Consider the following 21,894-nt stretch of genomic DNA (forward strand, 5'->3'; position numbering starts at 1 on the left):
TGAAAGGACTTCTTTTTACTGCTTCGGTTTTGTTTCTCCTGTCCATGCAAGCATGCCGCCAACGACATTGGTTGCTTGATAGCCTTGGTCTTCTAAGAAATAGCAGACATTCTCACTGCGTTTACCAGAACGGCAAATAATATAATACTCTTGCGTCTTATCAAACGCATCCAGCTTCTCAGGAATATCGCCCATTCGAATATGGACTGCCTCTGGAATCATGCCTTCTGCTACCTCTTCATCCTCACGCACATCGACGAGCTGAATGGCTTCTTCTTGCTCTAGCTTTTGCTTTAATTCTTCTATTGAAATTTCTTTTACAGACACGACTCTCATCTCTCCTTTTAATCACGGTGACACCATTATAGCAAATCATACACGTCACTGCGTATTCACCCGCTTGGATTGAAGGAAAGACGGGAATCGTTTCTTCACATCAACTGCCGGCTGTTCGCTTTCAAACTCTATCTTTTTAAACACTTGATAGGCTAGCCACATGTGGCCATATGCGAGAATGCTGATGCTAAAAAACGGCACGATCCCTGGCAAATAAGCAAATAGGATAAAGAGAACCGCCGAGAAAACGAGCATAGAGAGCGTATATTGCAAATACGAGATGCCAAGCAGAAGGGAAAATTTCAAATAAAGACGCTTTTTCCAATCATAATGAGCCAGCAGCGGAAAGATATAAAACAAGCTGACAATAAACAGGAAACCAAAGATATAGATCGCAAAGCGAAGCACGTGTAAAAACCAGCTCGTTGGATAAATATAAGCAAGGTCTACATAAATAATTGTCCCGATGATGACCAGCACCACTCCAATGACATTAGAGCGTACAAATTCTTCGCGGTATACTTTCCAAAAGGTTTGAAAGACGCTGACTTGCTCATGCCCTTGTATCCACTTTCTCATCACAGAAAATAACGCTGTTGTTGCAGGCATGAAGCCAAAGATTCCAAGCCCAAGTAAAGTGAACAAAAGCCATAACAAATTCGTATAGGCAAGTCTCATCACCCACTCACACATGCGCAGCATTCTGCTCATTGATCCATCATGATCCATCTCTCGTCCCTCCTCTCTTTCTCGTTACACCGTCTCTTTTTGAAACAATTCTTCTATTTCAATCGGGCGTTTTTCTGCAACTGAGCGCCACATGCCTTCGCCAAGCGCAATGGAATAAGCACCCGCCTCTGCTCCTGCCGAAATGTCATAAGGAATGAGCGGATCTTTTCCTAAAAATAAATCTGCTAATAATAGCGGATCTCCGCCTCCATGACCACCTGATTGCTTCACAACTTCAATCGTTTCTTTTCCACCAAACATCGGGTAGTATGCAATTGTCTGTTCAGGGAATTGAAATGGGATTCTCGATGGCACATGAAACTCATTTGTTTCAATCCGTCCCTTCGTCCCGTTAATTGCAAGCCGGTAGCCTTCATATGGCGCTGAAAATTGAATCGAGTAACTTAACAAAGCCCCCTGATCATAAGCCACTGACGCCACGTATGTATCCTCAATATCAATTTCTTGATCAAAAATACAGGCATCCGGGCGATAATTTGAGTATTGCTTTGACTGCTGCTCACCTGATTCAATATGGTCATCCTCTACCTTTGTGCGCTCTACCCGCGGATTCCACCTTGCTTCATAATGACAGGTATCTCTTACATGACACGTTCCACAATATCGATTCTCTTCACCCTGCAAAGGATTCCAAGGACTTTCATCCCCATAATAATTCAGTGCGCCATAGGCAAATACTTGCTTCGGCTTTTGATCAATCCACCAGTTGACCAAGTCAAAGTGATGGGTCGATTTATGAATAGACAGACCACCTGAATATTGACGCGAGCGGTTCCACCTTTTAAAATAACTGGCTCCGTGATACGTATCAATGAGCCAGCTTAACTCAACAGACGTGACCCTGCCAATCTTTCCATCTAAAATAAGCTCTTTTATCTTTCGGTGGAATGGATTGTAGCGATAATTAAAGGTGACGGTGACCTTCCCTTTGCTTTCTGCCTCTTTTTCCATCACCTCTTTGGCGTCTTTTGCTGTTGTGACCATCGGCTTTTCCGTTATGACATCCAGATCATGATCCAGTGCCTGCAGGATATATGTGACATGTGTATCATCTCGCCCCGCCACAATGACGATATCTGGTCTTGCTTCCTTCACCATCTGACCAAATGCATCCTCATGAAAAAATGAGACGCCCCTTAGTGATGGAAAACGCTCCTGACAAAGTGTATACCGCTTCTCATCTACATCTAGGAGCCCTGTAATCCTGTAATGCTCATTGAAATCCTCGGTGAGCGGTTTGATAAACATATTGAAAGCACGGTGACTGAGCCCGCAAACGGCGACCCTTTTCACATTCCCCCACCCCTTTTTCTATTGGTTTTCACGAAGCTGCTTCATGAGAGACAGTGCCTCTTTAGATTTCTCCGCATACACAGGAATGAAGGCGACCATATCTCGATGTAATCGAAAGGTATAGCCATTTAGCTGCTTTGTTCCTTTCTTGATTTGGACCGCATAATCGACTGTATTTCCTGTCTTTGCATCTTCTACCGTATATGGTCCTGCCCCTTCGCCATCTACCCGCATTTCTTCAAGCAGCTGAAAGCTTTCAGGATCATCATATGTTCTAAACATTTCTTCCGGGACAAACATCACGTCCCCCTCTTTTGCAGTTATTTCAACAAGAAGTTTTTCAGGAATTGCAGGGAAGATGTGAACGTCGTATGTCTCCTGATTTGGTTGAAAAGCTTTCTCCACTAATTGATCTTTCATTGCTTTTGACATGTCAGAAAAAATAAGGACATCAATCCCCTCTGTTTTCCCCTGACAGGCGGACAAATAAAAGGCAGCGATGAAGCTGAGGAGCCATGCCGCAGCCCTTTGATGCCGCCTCATACCTTTTGAAACACAGACAGCTTTTCTAGTTCAGTTAACGCCATAATAAAAGCGCCTGCTCCATGCAAATCATTCGTGCTCCGCTCTCGGCCAACGTAATAGTCATAAAATCCCGCAGATGTTCCAATACAAATATCGTTCACTGTAAAATCGCCGTTGTCTTTTTCCTCCGTTTTATACTGAATCAATCCTTGATACGCTTTGACCACGTGATCAACATATCGAAGACTGACATATCCTTCATTCATGGCTTTTGCCATCGCATACATGAATAGACATGACCCTGAGCTTTCAAGCCAGTTGTCGCTATGACTTCCTTTATCAATGATTTGATGCCATAGACCCGTTTCGTCGTCCTGATATTTTGCCACACTTTCCAGCATATCTGTCAGCGTGTCCTTCCACACTTTTCGTCCTTCATGACCTTCTGGCAAATCTTCGATCATATCGGCTAACGCAAGGACATACCAGCCAAAGGATCTTGCCCAAAATTCTGGGGAACAGCCCGTCTGTTGATCAGCCCATGGCATCACTTTCCGTTCATCCCATGCGTGATAGTAAAGGCCCGTTTTTTCATCTTTGGTATGCTTTCTCATGAGATGCTCTTGATGGATGACCATGTCCACCAGCTCCGATTCTCCTGTCATCTGGGCATACTTTAAAGCAAAAGGCCCACCCATATAAAGACCATCTAGCCACATTTGATAAGCATAATTGTCTTTATGCCAGAAACCGCCCTCAGACGTGCGATTCAGCGTCCGGTAAAGCCCCCGAAGCTTTTCCGCTGCCTTCACATACCGCTTCTCTCCCGTTCTTTCAATCAGCGGGAATAAAATGAGCCCTGCTTGAATGGCATCAAGCTCGTCTCTGCGGAATAACAGATTCCCATGGTCATCAATGAGTGAGTCAGCATAATTTTTCACATAATCAAAGTACGCCTCGTTTTCTGTTGCTTCGTAAAGCTTCATCACTCCGCAAAGGAAAACCCCTTGATGATAGTGCCACCTACCAGCTGGCGGAAGTTCAATCGGTGTATACGCTTTCATTATTGTTTGTGCTAATTTCTCTGCATGCTCAAGCGGTGATCCCTTTTCAATCGATAATGTCATTGGTCTTCATCTCCCCTTTTAATAAATCCCTTCTTCTCCAAACTTCTTCGCTAAACGGTTTGCCATCATGACCAAAATAAGTCCAACGGCTGCTTTAAATAAACCAACAGCGGTACTATAGCTGAATTGTCCTTGCTTCAGACCAGCTGTATACACATACGTATCAAAAATCTCTGCAACTTCCCTGTTGGTCGCATTGAGTAATAAATAGACATGCTCAAATCCAAGCTCTAATGTATCACCAATTTTTAAAATGAGCAGTACAACAATGACACTTTTAATCGCAGGAAGGGTGATGTGCCACATTTGTCTGAGTCTGCCGGCTCCATCCATTTTTGCTGCTTCATATAGCTGCGGATCTACTGCTGTAATCGCTGCAAGATAAATAATGGTTGACCAACCCGCTTCTCTCCAGATTACCTGCAAAATGTACATGGGTCTAAACCATTCTTGACTAAGAAGGAAGTTAATCTTTTCTCCTCCGAAGAAAGCAATCAATTCATTGATTAACCCGCCATCTACCGTTAACAAAACAAAAGATAAGGACACGACAATCACCCATGACATGAAGTGAGGAATATAAATCATCGTCTGAACAAATTTCTTAAACAGTGCCAATCTGACCTCGTTTAAAAGAAGGGCTAATAAGATCGGAATCGGAAAGAAAATCACGACATTCATGGCAAATAAAATGAGCGTATTTTTTAATAAGATGAAAAATGTTGGTTCTGTAAATAATCGAATAAAGTGTTTGAAGCCAACCCACTCACTGCCAAGAATCCCGAGAAACGGCTGGTAATCTTGAAAGGCAATGATCAGCCCCCACATAGGGACATATTTAAAGACAAGAAAATAAAGGAGCCCTGGCAAAATCATTAAATACAGAAATTTTTGACTAAGTAATTGGTTAAGTAAGCGCTTTCTCTTTTCTTTTTTCAAAGCTGCCGCAGGCACACCCTTGGCAGTGACATCCTGTGTTTTCACAGATAAAGCCTCCCCTCATGCTGATGCATGTGTTAACTGTATCTTAAGGATGAAAAATCCGTCTACAATCATATCATCAGATCATATTTACTCAGGGGAAGCTACTCAAAACGTTACATAAAACATAAGAAAATGATCCTAATCTCAGAAAATGATTATTGACAAACCTACCAGATTTTTGGATTAATAAACTAAGGGGAAAAGATTGTTTCGTTTGAAATGGGGGGTTTTATGAAAAGAAAGCAGTATAAATTTTATTACAAGCTGGTGACGTTTTTTTTCGTGCTTAGTACAATTCCTGTTATTATTGTCGGTATTTTTTCTTATCAGCATTCGCAAAAAACTGCACTCGAAAATATTTCAAATGAAAAGCTGGACAGCGTCAAACAAACGCAATCCAATATTGAGCATATTTTAAAGACAGTAGATCATTCTCTCACTCACTATGTCAGTTCGCCGCCTCTCCTTCAAACACTGGCAGAACCTTTAAATCCAGACCAATTCCAACTTTATAATCAAGTCCAGCAAGAACTGAATTACTTGCAAACCTTCGACACTGATCTCTCCAATATTACACTTGTTAGTAAAATGGAAGATTGGTATATGAACAATTCTGGTCTTTATCATGTCTCAAACGGGGATCAAGAGAAAGCGTTAACCTCTTACCTCAATATTCCGAGTCATTCCAGCTGGGCACTTGAAGAAAATAATCCACTTGTCTCAACAAAAGAAGGAAAGACATCCTTTTGCAAATACAATGTGAATTTAATCAAGCAGCTGCCGATGAATAGTGTCCAAAAAAAGGGGATCGCCGTCGCCAGCATTCCAAGCTGCGTGATTGCTGACAACATGCCTGACTTCTCTCAATCTGATAGTATGTTTGTCATTGATACAAACGGAAAAGTGCTGCTACATAATCGAAAAGAACAAATTGGTGACTCGTTAAAAAATCAAGATTTCGTCAAACATGTCCTGTCACTTGAAGAACGATCCGGACAATTTGATATGAAAATCGATGAACTAAACTATCAAATTACGTTTCAAAAATCAGATTATAACGAATGGACATACTTATCCTTTGTCTCCATTCCAGAACTAAAGCAGCAAACGAAATCAATCGGGTGGATCACCTTTATTATTTGCTTTATTTTGTTAGCGCTTTCATTATTATTTTCATGGTTTGGCTCTAGACACTTTTATAAACCGATTCGCTTATTATACGAATCCTTTGCACGTAATGAGTCTTTTTTGCATAAACAGCCTTTCCAAAATGAATTTGAGCTCATCGAATCGAGCATTAAACAAATGAAAGATCAAAACAATGATCTAGAGGAACGGATTGAACAGCAAGTAACACACTTACAGCAATACTTTATGGTGCGGCTGCTGCTTGGCAAGCTGACGGAAGAAGAGATTCACAACCGATTTCAAAGTCTAGGCTTTCCTCGTGACTGGTCCCATTTATCCATGCTTGTGACCCAAATCGATACACTAAAAGGAACGCCGTATGAAAAAAAGGATGCAGACTTGCTTTTATTTGCGATAAATGGACTGATTGAGCAGATTATTCCGCTAGAGGAGCACCTTCAGCCGACCGTTGTCAATCAGCATCAAACGACGATTGTTCTCAATCAATCGAAGTCAGAAGAGGAATTTACTGAATATTTAAATCAATTAGCCGAAACAATTCAGCAGCGAATTGAGGAAGAGCTGGGCTTGTCGATCAGCATTGGGATCAGTCGCTCATTTAAAGAGCTTTCTATGGCCAAACATGCTTATATTGAGGGAAAAGAAGCCTTAAAATATAGGCTCAAGGCAGAGAAAAAATCCATTCTTTTATACGAGCACATTCAGCAAGGAAAGACGTTTAAGACTCATTTCCCAAAACAGCTGCAGCATGATTTATTTGATGCCATTAAAGCAGGCGATCAAGGCAAGGCAGATCACTATTTACATGTGCTTCTGCAATCCATTTTTTCTAAAAATGCTGGACCACATGAGTACCAGATTGCTCTCGCTCGTTTTTTAAACAATCTCATCGAGCTGATGCATTTGCTAGGCATTGAATTGTTTGAAGTCGAAGATAATAAAATGCTCTATGATACGATCTTTGAGTTTAAAACGTTTGAAGATACAGAAGCGTGGCTGAAACATGAGATCATTCGACCCATCATTGATCAGCTCGGCGCGCGTGAAGACTCTCAATATAAAAATATCTCAGAGAAAATCATTCATATCATTCATCAAGAATTTGACTCAGATTTGACATTGGACGAAATCGCTACACGCCTGCACTACAATCCAAATTATTTAAGCAGTATTTTTAGAAAAGAAATGGATATCTCCTTTAGTGAATATCTCTCGTCTTACAGACATCATGTCGCCAAAAACTGGTTGGTGGAGACGGATATGTCGGTGAAAGAAATTTCGGAAAAGCTAAAATATAAAAATCCGCAAAATTTCATCCGCTCCTTTAAAAAGCTGGAAGGCACGACACCTGGGAAATACCGTGATCAGAAAAAAGGCACATAAAGCAAAGTCCCGCTCTCACAAGAAGCGGGACTTTTTTATTTAAACTGTTCATTTAGGATACTGTCTTCCAGCACTGAAAGCGGTTCGCCATACACTCGTTCAATATGGGCTGCCCCCCAATCACATAACGCATTCAAAATTCGCTCAAGCGACTGTCCGTATTCACTTAATTCATACTCCACTTTAGGCGGCACTTGTTCATATACAATGCGGTTAATCACACCGTCATTTTCAAGCTCTCGCAGCTGCTGTGTGAGCATTTTTTGCGTGATATTTGGCATGAGACGCTTCAGTTCACTCGTCCGCTTTTTCCCATGTGTTAAATGACATAAAATGACACACTTCCATTTCCCGCCGATCACCTCAAGCGTTGCCTCCACAGAGATATTATATTTCTTCTTTTCCAACGTCTCTTCACTCCTTTTGATGCTGAACAGGCACTTTTTAGTACCTATATTACAAAAAAGTACGTACTTTTTTTTCTATCATCTATGTTAGATAATAACTCTTGCCGATCGGCTTCGTCTATTAAAATGTCATGAAAGAAGGATGTGAATCACGATGCAAAACAAACAAAATCACTTTGCCCTTCTCGCACTAGCGATTAGTGCATTTGCTATAGGTACAACTGAATTTATCTCTGTAGGTCTTCTGCCGATGATCTCAGAAGACTTTGGCGTGAGTGTCAGTCAGGCCGGCTGGACCGTTTCTTTATATGCGCTCGGTGTTACCTTTGGCGCACCAATTCTAACCTCACTTACGTCAACGATGAAAAAAAAGACATTGCTTCTGCTCATTATGCTCGTCTTTTTGATCGGAAATACACTCGCCACGATTGCCCCGACTTTTTCTGTACTCTTAATCGGACGAGTGATTTCAGCCCTATCACATGGCGTATTTATGTCGATTGGCTCGACCATTGCCGCAAGCCTTGTGGTGAAAGAAAAGCGGGCAAGCGCTATTGCCTTTATGTTCACTGGTTTAACAGTCGCTACTGTGACCGGTGTGCCATTCGGTACGTTTCTTGGTCATGAGCTCGGCTGGCGTACGTCATTTGGTGTGATTGTCATGATTGGCCTAATCGCACTGATTTCTAACTATTTCCTTGTTCCGTCTCAATTGAAACAGGGCGTGAAAACAACGTTTAAGGATCAAGCGGCCTTATTAAAGTCGAAAAGAATGTTGCTTTTATTTGTCATTACTGCTACAGGGTATGGAGGAACCTTTGTCGTCTTCACCTATTTATCCCCTCTCTTACAGCATGTGACAGGTCTTGCGCCTGGAACAGTTGCCTTGATCCTGCTGTTATACGGGATGACCATCGCCGCTGGGAATGTCATTGGCGGAAAAGCAGCGAATAAACAGCCAATGAAAGCACTGATTTATATGTTTATCATTCAAAGTCTCATCTTGTTTATCCTTAGCTTTACTGCTGGATTTATGGCACTCGGGATTGGAACTGTAATGCTGATGGGACTGTTTGCTTTCATGAATGTCCCCGGCCTTCAAGTTGCCGTCGTTGATTTTGCAGAAAGGTATACACCTGGAGCTGTCGACGTTGCTTCCGCTCTGAATATCGCTGCCTTTAATGCAGGTATCGCCATTGGTTCATTTTTAGGCGGCATCGTGACAGATACCCTCGGGCTTGTGCATACCGGCTGGGTTGGTGGCATCATGGTGCTCATGGCGGCCATACTCACGATGGTGAGTCATCAAATCGAACAAAAAGAATACAAACAAACCATGTAAAGGAGTCTTTCATATGAACGATTTACAAAGTACAAAAACATTAAACAACGGCGTCCGCATGCCAGGATTTGGTCTTGGGGTCTTTCAGGTTGAAGAGGGAACGGAATTAATTGAAGCTGTTAAAACAGCCATTCAATTAGGATATCGCAGTATTGATACAGCTTCTATTTACGGCAATGAAGAAGGTGTTGGACGAGGCATACAACTTGGTCTAGCAGAAACAGGCCTTCGCCGCGAAGACATCTTCGTGACATCCAAAGTGTGGAATGCCGATTTAGGATATGAAGCGACACTAAAAGCATACGAAGACAGCCTGAAAAAACTTCAGCTTGATTATCTTGATCTGTATTTAATTCACTGGCCAGTTGAAGGGAAATACAAGGAAGCATGGCGCGCGCTTGAAACGCTGTACCGTGAAGGAAAAGTCAGAGCCATCGGTGTGAGTAACTTTCAGCCGCATCATCTAGACGAATTATTGAAAGATGCGGACATCATTCCAGCAATTAATCAAGTCGAGTTTCATCCAAAACTCACGCAGGAAACGCTGTTTACGTATTTGAAAACACATGGCATCCAAATGGAAGCCTGGTCACCACTTATGCAGGGAGAGCTGCTGCACCACCCGCTGATCACGGAGCTTGCGGGCACATACAGCAAAACACCTGCTCAAATTATTTTGCGCTGGGATGTGCAAAAAGGCGTCATTACGATTCCTAAATCAACGAAAGCCCATCGTTTAAAAGAAAATGCCGATATTTTTGATTTTGTCCTATCTGATGAGGATATGAAGCGCCTGTCTGACTTAAATGAAAATAAACGAATTGGTCCTGATCCAGACAACTTCGATTTTTAATGAAAACACCCCCGCTTTTTACTAAGCGGGGGTCTTCATGTTCATCATTTTGATTTTTTAAAGGAAGCTTCATATTCTTCTATGATTTTATTTCCACCATTTGATTTCCACTTCTCTACATCTTTCTTAAATTGTTCTTCGTTGATATCACCAAGAATGAACTTATAGGTCGCATCATCGATGATTTTCTTCAATTCATTTCCTCGCTCTGATGCTGTTTCTGAATACAGGCTTTCAGCAGGGTTAGCGACAATGATGTTTTTATTGTCTTCTTCCAGCTCTTCATATTTTGTACGAACTGCATCGCCTTTATTTTTCAAGTAACGTTTATCAATCCCTACGAGGCTGACAAGCGGCTGTACATCTGTCTGCCAGCTTTTCACTTGGCTTTCTTCCCTCACAAATGTATTTCCATCTTGTTTGTTATAATGCTTTCCATCAATCCCGTATGTCATGAGACCATACACGTCTTCTTCTGCAATTCGGTCAAAGAAAGCCAAAATTCTCTTTAACTCTGCTTCTGATTTGACGCTTGTTTTTGGGAAGGCGAAGATGCCATTATGGCCGCCTGATGCCCATACACGTTCTTTTCCATCTGGGCCTTTGATTCGGTTGATAATATCCACTTCCATGTTTTTATCTGTTGCATCATCTCTTAAGTTCACTGCATCTACCATATTTCCTACATAGATACCCGCTTTTCCTTGTGAGAACAATTCTTGCTGCTGCGTTTTGCTTGTGACTGGGAAGTCTTTGTTTATATAGCCGTTGTCACGCAGCTTTTTCATATATTTCATTGTATTCATATACTCATCCGTCATAAAGTCTGGCGTAAATTTGCCGTCTTCTTCTTTCCAATCTGTTGGCATTCCTTCATAAGAACCAAGCGTTTTAAATGCACCGTAAATCAAATCGTTACGGTCTGTAAAACCAATTGTATCGTCCTTGCCATTTTTGTTCGGATCTTTTTCAGTAAATGCCTTGGCTACCTCATAAAGGTCATCTAGCGTTTTTGGTGTATCCAAATTTAAATTTTCAAGCCAATCCTTTCGAATGACAATCCCTTGTCTTGAAAGTGGTCTCTCTCTATAAATGCCATAAAGCTTCCCATCGATAGAGGCATTTTTATTAATCAGTTCGTTCATCTTACTTAAATTTGGATAATCCTTTAAATATGGACCGATTTCCCAGAACATGCCTGATCTGAACGCATTGATAGCAGATGAATTCTTAATGTCTTGAATCGTCACAATTTGCGGGAGGTTCCCTGCAGCAAGTGCTGAATTTAAACGGTCTTCTTTCACCGCATCAGGCACCCACGTAATATCAAGCTCTGTATTTGTGAGCTTCTCAATCTCTTCTAACACTGAATCTTTTGGCGGCTGCTGATGATACAAAATCGCCATCCATGTCAGTTTCACCTTTTTGTCTAAATCAACCTTTTCATCTGATGAGCTTGCTCCTTTACTTGAACAAGCTGACAGAATACCGCTTGCGGCAAATAACAAAACAAAGGCAATCAGCCATAATTTCTTTCTCCCCATAAGATCCCTCCGTTATTCCATCTTTTTAACCCTTTACAGAACCTAGTAATGCCCCTTTGTTGAAATGCTTTTGAATAAATGGATAGACAAGCAGAACGGGAATGGTCGCCACGACGATGACCGCCATTTTAATGGTTTGGTCTGGCGGCGGTGTTGATGAGCCCATATCTGACATATCTCCCTGCATACCGCTTGATACAATGACGATTTGTCTTAACAGGACCTGAATCGGCCATTTCACTGAATCGTTTAAATATAAAATGGCTGTCATGTACGTATTCCAATACGTCACGGCATAAAAAAGTGAAATCGTCGCAATAGCTGGCAAAGAAAGTGGCAGCACGATTTTAAAGAAGATCCCTAAGTCGTTACAGCCGTCCATCTTCGCTGATTCTTCAAGGCTTGCCGGAATGTTTTGAAAGAAGTTTTTCAAAATGATCAAATTGAATGCATTGATGGCCACTGGCAGAATGAGTGACCAGTAAGTATCAAGCAGCCCTAGTGTTTTCACGACAATAAACGTCGGAATCATCCCTCCGCTAAACAGCATCGTGAAGACAACGAGAAACATGAGGGTTCTCCTGCCCTTTAGCTCCTGACGAGACAGCCCATACGCCATAAGTGAGGACAAAAACATGCTGACCGCTGTTCCAACGAGTGTCACAAGAATGGATACAATCAGGCTGCGATACACAATATCTGTAGAAAAGATATAGCGATAGGCCTCTAGAGAAAACGTCGTTGGAAACAAAATAAACTTCTTTGAGATGACCTCTTCTACTGTCGCAAAAGAGGCGGCAATGACATGGATGAACGGGAGCACACATATTAATGCGAACATGAGTAGAAAAGAGTAATTAAATACATTGAACAATCGGCCTTTAATAGAACGATCTATGTTCATCACGCCCTTTCTTTGTAAGCGTTATCATTTCGTCTGAACATAAGCTGCAGCCTTTGACGATATCGTGATTAAAATGTAACAAACGGGGAAAGAAAGCGTCTATAATCATCATGACAGACCACAGAGATGATCATGCCATTCGTGCTTTTAGCCTCATCAATGAAAAGAAAAAGATCATGAGCTAATGTCATGATTATGCCCTATGCCTGATCGTTTTCTTTCAGAATTTCTGCCGTATTGACATCTGGCCTGTAGCCTAACTCCAGCTTCGTTTTCTCAGTAGACCAAGGTTTTCCTTCGTTTTCTGATACGGCATAATAAGTCCCGAATGGAACGTCCGTTTCGATGGCAGCCTTGATCATGCCGAAAAAGTCTTCATGTGAAAGAAGCGTTCGTTTCGTTCTTTTTTTAGTGTGCAATCCTTCCATCTCATCTGTCACGACGGTTCCAATTCTCAAATTGATGACAGACATACCTGTTTGATCGTGAAACAAACGCCCAAGCTGTTCGGAAGCAAATTTTAAAATGCCATACACATTTTTCGTTGCTGGTACATCATCAGTCGTAATTTCTCGCCCTAGTAAGGAGTGACCATCTTTTTCATAGCGATCTGTCACATGATTACTGCTTGCAAAAATGACTTTTGGAATGCTTAACCTGGTCGCTGAACGAAACATATTATACGTGCTTATCCAAAACACCTCATTCATTTTTGCAAACTCCTTTTCATTCATCACATCATGCGTCATGTCTATGTTTAAAAGATGAATGATCACATCTGTATCTCTTGGAATGGCTTGAAACAACTCCTCTTCAATTGCCGCATTTGCCATGATGACTTCTTCTACACACCTTGTTTGATCAATGATGGTCAGGTCATACTCCAAAGAGAGCTCTTTAGTTAATAAACGTCCGATGACACCACATCCGCCAATCATGGTGATTTTTTTCATCTGTTTCCTCCTTCATCTTCTATCGGAGTAGTATGTCCATGCCGTCTATTGATTACAGCCACTTTTTCAAAAAACGTGTAGCCTCGTGGCGCATAGCAGCCGTTTCAAAATGACCTGCATGTAGACCTATAAGCTGATAACGTTCCTTTAAGGAAGCAGCTTGATAGGCTTGACTTAATGTCTGTTGAATTCGTCCAACACCTTCAGCAGGTGTAAGCTGATCATGCTTTCCAACTAAGCTTAAATGCGGTCTTGGGAAAATCATTTCTTGGATGTCAGCTGCTGTAAAGTGCTTAGCTAAGCTCGGTACATAATAGTAAAAACCGTGTCTATCTAAATGATTTGTTTCAATCAATGTGTGATGATCAACCTGTGCGCAAAGATCCACACACACACTGACCCTCTCATCAAGTGCTGCCGTCCACCATGAAAGAAGGCCGCCCATTGACATCCCAAAAACAGCTAAACGCTCTGGGAGCACATCAGAGCGGGACAGCAAATAATCAATTGCACACATGCTCTCATACAGCATCATGCCCCACATCACTTTTCCTGTTAACAGCATTTCTTTGAAAATTTCACTTTCTGTTCTTCCCCTTCTTTCACCAAATCCCGCATGATCAATCGCCAACACACTATAGCCTTTTGAAGTGAATTCTTTTGCGTATGAAGGCGCTTGCAAATAATGAGCCCCCTTCAATAACTCTTCTTTCCCATCCACATAATTCCCACCATGAGAATGCTGGAACAAGACAACAGGCCTTTTTTTCACTGTATCTTTCGGCTTCACAAAATAAGCCGGAACTTCCTCCACCCCATGAATAGAGAGAATGAGTGTTTCTACTAAGTACGATTCACGTTCCTCAATCTTTAACGTATACGCCTCTACACGATGGCGCTCTGGCATTTCCCCTAATAAACTGAGCAGTTGTTCACGTTTGCTTTTCTTTTCCATTGACGTCACTCCTCATTTTCTTGATCAACTTGTTAAATACGAGATTGATGGAGGAATTACCTTGTTTTCGACAAAATTATGTCCCGGGAAATAAACAACACCCATCGGCTGATACCGATGGGTGCGTTCATTAGTTCGCGACAATATTGACAAGTTTTCCAGGAACCGCAATCACTTTACGGATTGTTTTCCCTTCAAGCTGTTCTTTTATCCGTGCATCATTTTTCGCAAGCTCTTCTAGCTGCTCTTTTGTTGCATCAGCAGGAACCGTTAATTTTGCTTTCACTTTTCCATTTAGCTGTACGACAATTTCCACTTCATCATCGACAAGTTTTGACTCATCATATTGCGGCCATGCTTCATAAGAAATAGACCCTTCATGACCAAGTTTATTCCAAAGCTCTTCCGCTACATGCGGTGCAATCGGAGAAAGAAGTTTCACAAATCCTTCTGCATATTCTTTCGGCAGTGTGTCAGCCTTGTATGCATCGTTGATGAACACCATTAATTGTGAAATCCCAGTATTGAAACGTAAGCCTTCATAATGATCCGTTACCTTCATGACGGTTTCATGGTAGCTGCGCTCTAATGCGCCGCCAGATTGCTCTGTCACTTTATCACTGATGGAGCCATCTTCATTTGTAAACAGACGCCATACACGATCTAGGAAACGACGAGCACCATCAAGACCTGTTTCAGACCAAGCAATCGACGCATCTAAAGGTCCCATGAACATTTCATACAGTCTTAATGTATCTGCACCATGAGATTCTACGATATCATCTGGATTGACAACATTCCCTTTTGATTTACTCATTTTTTCATTATTTTCACCAAGAATCATTCCTTGGTTGAACAATTTCATGAACGGTTCTTTTGTTGGAACAACACCAATATCATACAAGAATTTATGCCAGAATCGTGCATATAGCAGATGAAGCACAGCATGTTCTGCTCCACCAATATACACATCAACCGGAAGCCATTTCTTTAGCTTTTCAGGAGATGCAAGTTCTTCTGTGTTATGTGGATCAATATAACGTAAGAAGTACCAGCAGCTACCTGCCCATTGTGGCATCGTATTGGTTTCACGGCGTCCTTTTTTACCTGTCACTGGATCGACGACCTCTACCCAATCTTTAATATTAGCTAAAGGTGATTCACCTGTTCCGCTTGGCTTAATCTCAGTCGTCTTAGGCAAAATCAGTGGAAGCTCTTCCTCTGAAACAGCTGAAGATGTTCCATCCTCCCAATGAATAATTGGAATTGGCTCTCCCCAGTAACGCTGACGGCTGAACAGCCAGTCTCTTAAACGATAAGTGACTTTCTTTTCACCTTTTTGATGTTCTTCTAGCCATGCAATGGCTTTTTCAATTGCTTCTTCTTTCCCTAAGCCGTTTAAGAAATCAGAGTTGATGTGCTTTCCATCACCTGTGTAGGCTTCTTTGTCAATGTCTCCGCCTTCAACAACCTCTTTGATTGGAAGATCGAATGTTTTGGCGAATTCATAATCACGCTCATCATGAGCAGGAACTGCCATGATCGCTCCAGTGCCATATGTGGCTAACACATAATCTGCAATCCAAATCGGCATCTTTTCCCCATTCAATGGATTGACGGCATAAGCACCTGTGAAAATGCCCGTTTTCGTTTTAGCAAGATCTGTCCGCTCTAAGTCACTCTTAGATTGAATTTCTTTGATATATGCTTCAACTGCTTCTTTTTGAGCAGCTGTTGTAATTTTTTCAACTAGTGCATGCTCTGGTGCAAGAACGGCATATGTTGCACCAAATAGTGTATCAGGACGTGTTGTAAATACCGTAAACTGTTCGTCATGTCCTTCTACTTCGAAGTGAACATGTGCACCTTCAGAACGTCCAATCCAGTTGCGCTGCATATCTTTGATGCTTTCAGGCCAATCAATGTCTTCTAAATCTTCTAACAGCCTGTCCGCATATGCTGTAATTTTTAGCATCCATTGCTTCATTGGACGTCTTTCAACAGGATGCCCTCCGCGCTCACTTTTCCCATCAATGACTTCTTCATTTGCAAGGACTGTACCGAGTGCTGGGCACCAGTTTACAGGTACTTCATCAATATACGCCAATCCTTTTTCGTACAATTTCAAGAAAATCCACTGTGTCCATTTATAATAATTCGGATCTGTCGTGTTAATTTCTCGATCCCAATCATACGAGAAGCCTAATGATTGAATTTGACGGCGGAAATTATTAATGTTCTCTTCTGTAAATGCAGCTGGATCATTTCCTGTATCCAGCGCATATTGTTCCGCTGGAAGACCAAATGCGTCCCATCCCATTGGATGAAGAACATCGTATCCTTGCATACGTTTCATACGTGATAAAATATCCGTTGCTGTGTATCCTTCAGGATGCCCTACATGAAGCCCTGCTCCTGATGGATAAGGAAACATATCTAGCGCATAAAACTTTGGTTTATCTTCCGAGTCAGATGTGGCGAATGTTTTATGTGTCAGCCAATAATCCTGCCACTTCTTTTCAATTTCCCGATGCTGAAAACTCAATGTAAAAACCTCCTTTAATATGTACGGCTTTATCTGCTCAGATGACCACTGCAAGAATTCAGATTTTTCTAAAATCAACAAAAAACCCTCATCCCTGGAAAGGGACGAGAGATTTTTTGGTTCCCGCGGTACCACCCTTGTTAGCGTCATGAACTGTTCATACGCTCACTTAATATCTTTAACGCAGACATGCGACAGAAGCTTTAACGCAACTGCAACTCTGAGGCGAGTTCAGAAGCAGATTTGATTGACTTTCACCAGCCGTCAATTCTCTAAAGACAAATACTGCTTTCCTACTACTCCTCTTCACTGTTCTTATCGTAACCGTCATCTAAGTAGTATTTTATAGAATTATGATCATAAGTGCAAGCAGGTTTGTATACAATGGGAATGTACCCTAGACTAGGGTAAAGTGAGGATATTATTCGTGTGGAGATCGGTTATGACGGTTGGAGCCTGCATCCTGTGAACGTTCTTCTCTCACAAAATCGAAGCTTCGCAGAACTGCTTCTCCTCCGTAACCTGAAATAATGGATAAGATGATCAAGTGCAGACTAGATTCGGGATTTGAGGATAAGACAAGCAGTGTAGCAGCAATCATCCCAACGAGCCAATCTTCAATAAACCCTAGATAAATAAACTTCTTTGTCATTCTGGGCTTCTCTAGCCTGCCTTTTTTCTTTACGTGACCGAGAATGCCCATGACCCCTCCAATGGCGCAAGCAATAATGACTTGTTGCAGCATTTTCATCACCTTCCTAAAGCCCTTAGAATAGTAAAGCGACTTCAGGCTGTCCAGCCCCCTGTAATGCCATTCTGCTGTTCCGTCATAATCCATGTAAAAGGTCTATTCTCTCTAACGAAGAAAAAAAGCTTGTTTCTTCCATTATATGTGAATGACCCAAAAACAATCTTGATGCATTGGAATCATTTTTACCTAATCCATATTAACTATTTTTGTCATTTTATGAATTTTCCTCAAATGATCCCTTCTTTTTCTAATGAAAAGTCTCCTTACTTACTCTATTCTAATGGAGGACAAACTATGATGACAAATTTAACAAAGCGATTGCAATCATTGAAACAGAACATATGTTATGTTACGTTTAAAAAGAATTCATTTGGTTTCAAAAAAACCATCTTAAATGTCTAATAGTAGCAGCAAAGGAGGGTAATATGGTCAGCTCGAACATCTTCGGATTGCAAAAACAGCTTGAACTCATAAAAAAAGCGCTGGATCATGCGCGGATTGGTGTTGTCATTACAGACCCTTCTTTAGAGGATAACCCTATCGTTTATGTGAATCATGGCTTTACACAAATGACTGGATACAAACCAGATGAGATTCTTGGACGTAATTGTCGATTCCTCCAAGGAAAAGACACAAATCAAGAGCAACTTGCCTTAATACGTCACGGAATTCAAAACAAAACACCTATTACCACACAGCTCAAAAATTATAAAAAAGACGGTACTTTTTTTTGGAATGAACTCAATATAGATCCTCTATACATTGAACAAGATGACAAAACATTTTTTATTGGCTTTCAAAAGGACATTACAAAGCAGAAAGAATATGAACAACTCCTAGAAGATTCCTTACAGGAAGTCACCTCTCTGTCGACGCCAATTGTCCCAATCAAAAATGGTGTTTCCGCTCTTCCACTCATCGGAAAATTATCAGAAGAACGCTTTGATGCCATCGTCGCGAAGTTAACTTGTATATTAGAAGATTCAAAGGATGATTATTTAATTGTCGATCTTTCTGGTTTAATCGATGTCGATGATTCCGTTGCAGCGCGAATTTTCAAACTACATCACCTGCTGAACTTAACTGGAACTGAACTCATCATCACTGGGATCAAACCACAGCTTGCGATGAAAATGAAAGACTTAGATACAGACTTCCAGAATACGATCACTTACTTAACAGTAAAAGAAGCAATCAAAGGATTGCCATTAGCTGAAAACCCTGTATAAACAGGGTTTTTTTAATTGAACCGCTCCCCAAAATGGAAAAATGAGGTATGATAGGTGTAAATAGCGATTTAGGGGGGCTGCTAGACGATGATGTTACTCATCATAGGTCTTTTATGTATTTGTTTCGCCATAGGATATGCCGTTAATTTCTTATTACTTAAACACCAAAATCAACAAATCTTTTCAAAAAAACTCTTCTATCCTTTTTTGACCATTGGTCTTGTTTTTTCTATTATGTCATTACCGTTTGCCGGCACAGGTGCTCCGAAGGCACAAGCAGATCCATCTTCTGAACAGCTGCTGAAAGAGCAAAAACAATTAGCATCTGACCTTTCTCGTCTAAAGGAAGACAAAGAAACGCTGACGGCCTCTTTAGAAGACGTGACCAAAGAAAAAGAAAAGCTATCCAAGAAATTAGAAACCATCACCTCCGAAAAGAAGACAGTCAAACAGCAAGAAAAAACCATCCATGAGCTTGAAGAGAAAATAGACAAGCTAACTTCTACAAACGAAACACTCAAAAAAGAACACCAGAAAGTAAACAAAGACACCACGTCATCGGCCCAGCGATCTGCTCCTAAAGATGATGGGTCGAATACTGGCGGTCATGAGTCACAAAAAGAAACAAAAAAAGAATCTGCCGCCTGTAATATTAAAGGAAGTGTCAACGGCATATATCACACACCGAGCAGCAGATACTACTCACGGACAAAAAACGTGACCAAAATGTTCTGCTCCGTAGAAGAAGCTGAGCGTGCAGGGTACCGGGCACCAAAGCAATAGACATCTTTTGACGATAAAAAAACCTCCTGTCAGCCTACTATAGTATAGGTACAGGAGGTTCTTTTTTAAATTTCTCTTCTTAGTGCTGTTAATACATTCGTTTTTGTCGCCTTACGTGCTGGATTGAGTCCAGAAATAATGGCGACTCCTGCACTAATCACTGTTGCTGTGACCACAAGGCTTAGCGGAATATAGGAGAAGGTGATCGAGAATTGATCACTGGATCCCCCTTCAGACATGGAAGACAAAATCGCTGGAATGATTAAATTCACTGCAAAACTAACGATGTACGAGATGATAATCCCGATGATCGATCCAATCACCCCAATATAAGCACTTTCCATGAGGAACATTCGCTTAATAATGGAAGGATTCGCACCGATGGCTTTCATGATCCCAATCTCTTGTGTCCGCTCTGTAACGGCCATTGTCATCGTATTGAAAATGCCAATCGCCGAAATAATGACCGCAATACATCCAACAAAGATGAGTCCAATTTTAAAGACTGTAAAGAACATATCCATTCCTTCAAGCTGATTCGTCACAGAGATGACTTGATAGCCGTCATCTGTCAGCTTATCTGTGAGCGCACCGACATTGTCGAACTTATCAGCATAGACAGACGTCATTTTTTCGACATTTCCTGCATCAGGAGACAGATCGAGCACTTGACTAAATTCTTTTTCATAAGCATTCGGAATAAGAATTTTATGATCCTGCTGCCACTCCAAATTCGGTTTCTTCAATACACCGACGACACGGAAATCGAACGTCTTTTCTTTCACCACTTCATTTTCTTCATTCAGTTTTGGTACCTTGATTTGAATGACTTTGTTTAAAATTTCCTTCGTATAGCCTTTTGGCTCTTCCGGTGTCTCTTCACCATTTGATGTCTGATTCATTTCTTTTTCATAGTCTTTTCGTTCTTTTTCCGTCCAAAGTTGTTCTGCCATTTGATACCCAACTACAATTTCATTCGCCGATGTTGGGACTTTTCCACGGTCTAGTTCAAGGCCTGCCTCTTTTTCTTCTTTCATATCTGTCAGTACAGCCTGCGTATCACTTGAGCGATTATCGAGCTCGACGTGAACCGATGGAATGATTGACGTTCTCGCAACGACAGATTTCGCATGATCATATTTCTTTAAATCGTCAACCTTGACGTCACCTTTTTCTTTGCCTAACACTTTAATTTCTGTGATAATTTGTTGTTTCATGATTTCATCTTGAGCCGATTTTTGCAGACCAAAACCAACTGACGCTAGAACGATTAAGAAAGAGCATGCCATTGTCGTTGCAAGTATGGTCATAAACACACGCAATCTATTTTTCTTCATATTTCTTCTGATGAATTTGACCTGATCTCTAAATTTCAATGGACTGATCCCCTTTCTTTAATACACCATCATGAAGCTGGAACGTTGTGTCTGCGATTGAAGCGACTTCATCGTCATGTGTAATGATGACAAATGTAATTCCTTTTTCACGATTAAGCTGTTGGATAAAGGCTAGAATTTCGCCTTCAGTTTCTGAATCCAGACTGCCTGTTGGCTCATCCGCTAAAATAATAGACGGATTAAGGATCAAGGCTCTTGCAATACTCACACGCTGCTGCTGTCCACCTGACAGTTCATTAGGATAATGTCCTGCGTGATGTTCCAGTCCAACTCGTTTCAGCATTTCCTTTACTTTCACTTTTCGCTCAGACGGCTTCACACCTTTTAAAGTGAGCGGAAGTTCAACGTTCTCATATGTTGTTAAACTCCCGATCAATTGAAAGCTTTGAAAGATAAAGCCAAAATGATCTAACCGAAAGTCTGCCCATTCCTTCTCATTAAAGCCGGTCACATTGGTGCCATCAACCATAATTTGTCCGCTTGTTGGCGTAATATATCCCGATATTAAATTCAGTAAAGTTGATTTCCCCGAACCGCTTCGTCCGACGATACATGCAATTTCGCCTCTTTTAATAGACAAGTCAATGTCTTTGAGCACAGGAATCTCGTTCTCCCTGCCCTTTTTCCCAATTTTAAACACATGATCTAACGATTGAATTTGAATCATCTCTACTCCCCTGCTCT

The 21,894-nt window shown here is 41.3% G+C and carries 20 protein-coding genes and 1 other annotated feature; of the genes, 5 read left to right on the plus strand and 15 right to left on the minus strand.

What is annotated here, in order from left to right; translation table 11 throughout:
• Positions 1-15: 15 nt before the first annotated feature.
• From FXF70_RS09250 to FXF70_RS09275, 6 genes are read right to left on the minus strand one after another with little or no spacing between them, the layout of a single operon-like run.
• Positions 16-327 (minus strand): rhodanese-like domain-containing protein, encoded by a 312-nt coding sequence (locus tag FXF70_RS09250; protein WP_052321000.1) that lies wholly within the window; start codon positions 325-327, stop codon positions 16-18.
• Between the two features lie 54 nt (positions 328-381).
• Positions 382-1,065, minus strand: a complete 684-nt coding sequence (locus FXF70_RS09255) for a YesL family protein (protein WP_007501858.1) — start codon at positions 1,063-1,065, stop codon at positions 382-384.
• Positions 1,066-1,089: 24 nt separating this feature from the next.
• Positions 1,090-2,379, minus strand: coding sequence for a Gfo/Idh/MocA family protein (locus FXF70_RS09260; protein ID WP_050827579.1), 1,290 nt, complete (start codon positions 2,377-2,379; stop codon positions 1,090-1,092).
• An 18-nt stretch (positions 2,380-2,397) separates the two neighbouring features.
• Positions 2,398-2,922, minus strand: a complete 525-nt coding sequence (locus FXF70_RS09265; RefSeq protein WP_025207829.1) for a hypothetical protein — start codon at positions 2,920-2,922, stop codon at positions 2,398-2,400.
• Positions 2,919-4,031 (minus strand): glycoside hydrolase family 88/105 protein, encoded by a 1,113-nt coding sequence (locus tag FXF70_RS09270; RefSeq protein WP_148780138.1) that lies wholly within the window; start codon positions 4,029-4,031, stop codon positions 2,919-2,921. The genes FXF70_RS09265 and FXF70_RS09270 overlap by 4 nt, the downstream gene beginning before the upstream one ends.
• An 18-nt stretch (positions 4,032-4,049) precedes the next feature.
• Complete coding sequence (locus tag FXF70_RS09275; protein ID WP_008343019.1) at positions 4,050-5,015, minus strand: ABC transporter permease; 966 nt, start codon at positions 5,013-5,015, stop codon at positions 4,050-4,052.
• 231 nt (positions 5,016-5,246) lie between these two features.
• On the opposite strand from FXF70_RS09275, the gene FXF70_RS09280 reads away from it, so the two are divergent.
• Entirely contained in the window at positions 5,247-7,547 is a 2,301-nt protein-coding gene (locus tag FXF70_RS09280) for a helix-turn-helix domain-containing protein (RefSeq protein ID WP_019743703.1), read from the plus strand.
• A 35-nt stretch (positions 7,548-7,582) separates the two neighbouring features.
• On the opposite strand, the gene FXF70_RS09285 is transcribed toward FXF70_RS09280, so the two are convergent.
• The gene (locus FXF70_RS09285) at positions 7,583-7,954 is read right to left on the minus strand and encodes a winged helix-turn-helix transcriptional regulator (protein WP_008343017.1); all 372 of its coding nucleotides are present in this window, start codon (positions 7,952-7,954) and stop codon (positions 7,583-7,585) included.
• Between the two features lie 154 nt (positions 7,955-8,108).
• Here FXF70_RS09285 and FXF70_RS09290 point away from each other — a divergent pair, with 154 nt between their 5' ends.
• Entirely contained in the window at positions 8,109-9,296 is a 1,188-nt protein-coding gene (locus FXF70_RS09290) for an MFS transporter (protein WP_035391070.1), read from the plus strand.
• 13 nt (positions 9,297-9,309) lie between these two features.
• A complete protein-coding gene (locus FXF70_RS09295) occupies positions 9,310-10,149 on the plus strand; it encodes an aldo/keto reductase (RefSeq protein WP_007501869.1) in 840 nt (279 codons plus the stop codon).
• Positions 10,150-10,193: 44 nt separating this feature from the next.
• Here the strand turns inward: FXF70_RS09295 and FXF70_RS09300 are convergent, their stop codons facing one another.
• From FXF70_RS09300 to FXF70_RS09325, 6 genes are all read right to left on the minus strand, one after another.
• Positions 10,194-11,693, minus strand: coding sequence for an extracellular solute-binding protein (locus FXF70_RS09300; protein WP_148780139.1), 1,500 nt, complete (start codon positions 11,691-11,693; stop codon positions 10,194-10,196).
• A gap of 25 nt (positions 11,694-11,718) precedes the next feature.
• Positions 11,719-12,579, minus strand: a complete 861-nt coding sequence (locus tag FXF70_RS09305) for a carbohydrate ABC transporter permease (RefSeq protein ID WP_098680761.1) — start codon at positions 12,577-12,579, stop codon at positions 11,719-11,721.
• A gap of 218 nt (positions 12,580-12,797) precedes the next feature.
• Positions 12,798-13,550, minus strand: a complete 753-nt coding sequence (locus FXF70_RS09310; RefSeq protein WP_148780140.1) for an NAD-dependent epimerase/dehydratase family protein — start codon at positions 13,548-13,550, stop codon at positions 12,798-12,800.
• 52 nt (positions 13,551-13,602) lie between these two features.
• Entirely contained in the window at positions 13,603-14,505 is a 903-nt protein-coding gene (locus FXF70_RS09315) for a dienelactone hydrolase family protein (RefSeq protein WP_017358345.1), read from the minus strand.
• Between the two features lie 130 nt (positions 14,506-14,635).
• Positions 14,636-17,050 carry a leucine--tRNA ligase gene (gene leuS / locus FXF70_RS09320; RefSeq protein WP_148780141.1) on the minus strand — a complete coding sequence of 805 codons (2,415 nt, stop codon included), beginning with the start codon at positions 17,048-17,050 and terminating at the stop codon, positions 14,636-14,638.
• Positions 17,051-17,147: 97 nt separating this feature from the next.
• Positions 17,148-17,369: a binding site (T-box leader), on the minus strand.
• A gap of 102 nt (positions 17,370-17,471) precedes the next feature.
• Positions 17,472-17,801 carry a DUF4257 domain-containing protein gene (locus tag FXF70_RS09325; RefSeq protein WP_008343006.1) on the minus strand — a complete coding sequence of 110 codons (330 nt, stop codon included), beginning with the start codon at positions 17,799-17,801 and terminating at the stop codon, positions 17,472-17,474.
• A 425-nt stretch (positions 17,802-18,226) separates the two neighbouring features.
• Between FXF70_RS09325 and ytvA the strand changes: the two genes are divergently transcribed.
• Together ytvA and FXF70_RS09335 are read left to right on the plus strand one after the other, a co-directional pair.
• On the plus strand, positions 18,227-19,030 hold the full coding sequence (gene ytvA / locus FXF70_RS09330; RefSeq protein WP_007501884.1) for a YtvA family blue-light photoreceptor: 804 nt from the start codon (positions 18,227-18,229) through the stop codon (positions 19,028-19,030).
• An 87-nt stretch (positions 19,031-19,117) separates the two neighbouring features.
• Positions 19,118-19,813 carry a sunset domain-containing protein gene (locus FXF70_RS09335; RefSeq protein ID WP_148780142.1) on the plus strand — a complete coding sequence of 232 codons (696 nt, stop codon included), beginning with the start codon at positions 19,118-19,120 and terminating at the stop codon, positions 19,811-19,813.
• A gap of 65 nt (positions 19,814-19,878) precedes the next feature.
• Here FXF70_RS09335 and FXF70_RS09340 read toward each other — a convergent pair whose 3' ends face one another.
• Together FXF70_RS09340 and FXF70_RS09345 are read right to left on the minus strand one after the other, a co-directional pair.
• Entirely contained in the window at positions 19,879-21,189 is a 1,311-nt protein-coding gene (locus tag FXF70_RS09340) for an ABC transporter permease (protein ID WP_008342997.1), read from the minus strand.
• Positions 21,179-21,877: an ABC transporter ATP-binding protein gene (locus FXF70_RS09345; protein WP_007501890.1), complete on the minus strand. Its 699-nt coding sequence runs from the start codon at positions 21,875-21,877 to the stop codon at positions 21,179-21,181. The genes FXF70_RS09340 and FXF70_RS09345 overlap by 11 nt, the downstream gene beginning before the upstream one ends.
• Positions 21,878-21,894: the final 17 nt, after the last annotated feature.

Origin of the sequence: Bacillus sp. Y3 (assembly GCF_008123875.1) — a bacterium.
GTDB lineage: Bacteria > Bacillota > Bacilli > Bacillales > Bacillaceae > Bacillus > Bacillus altitudinis.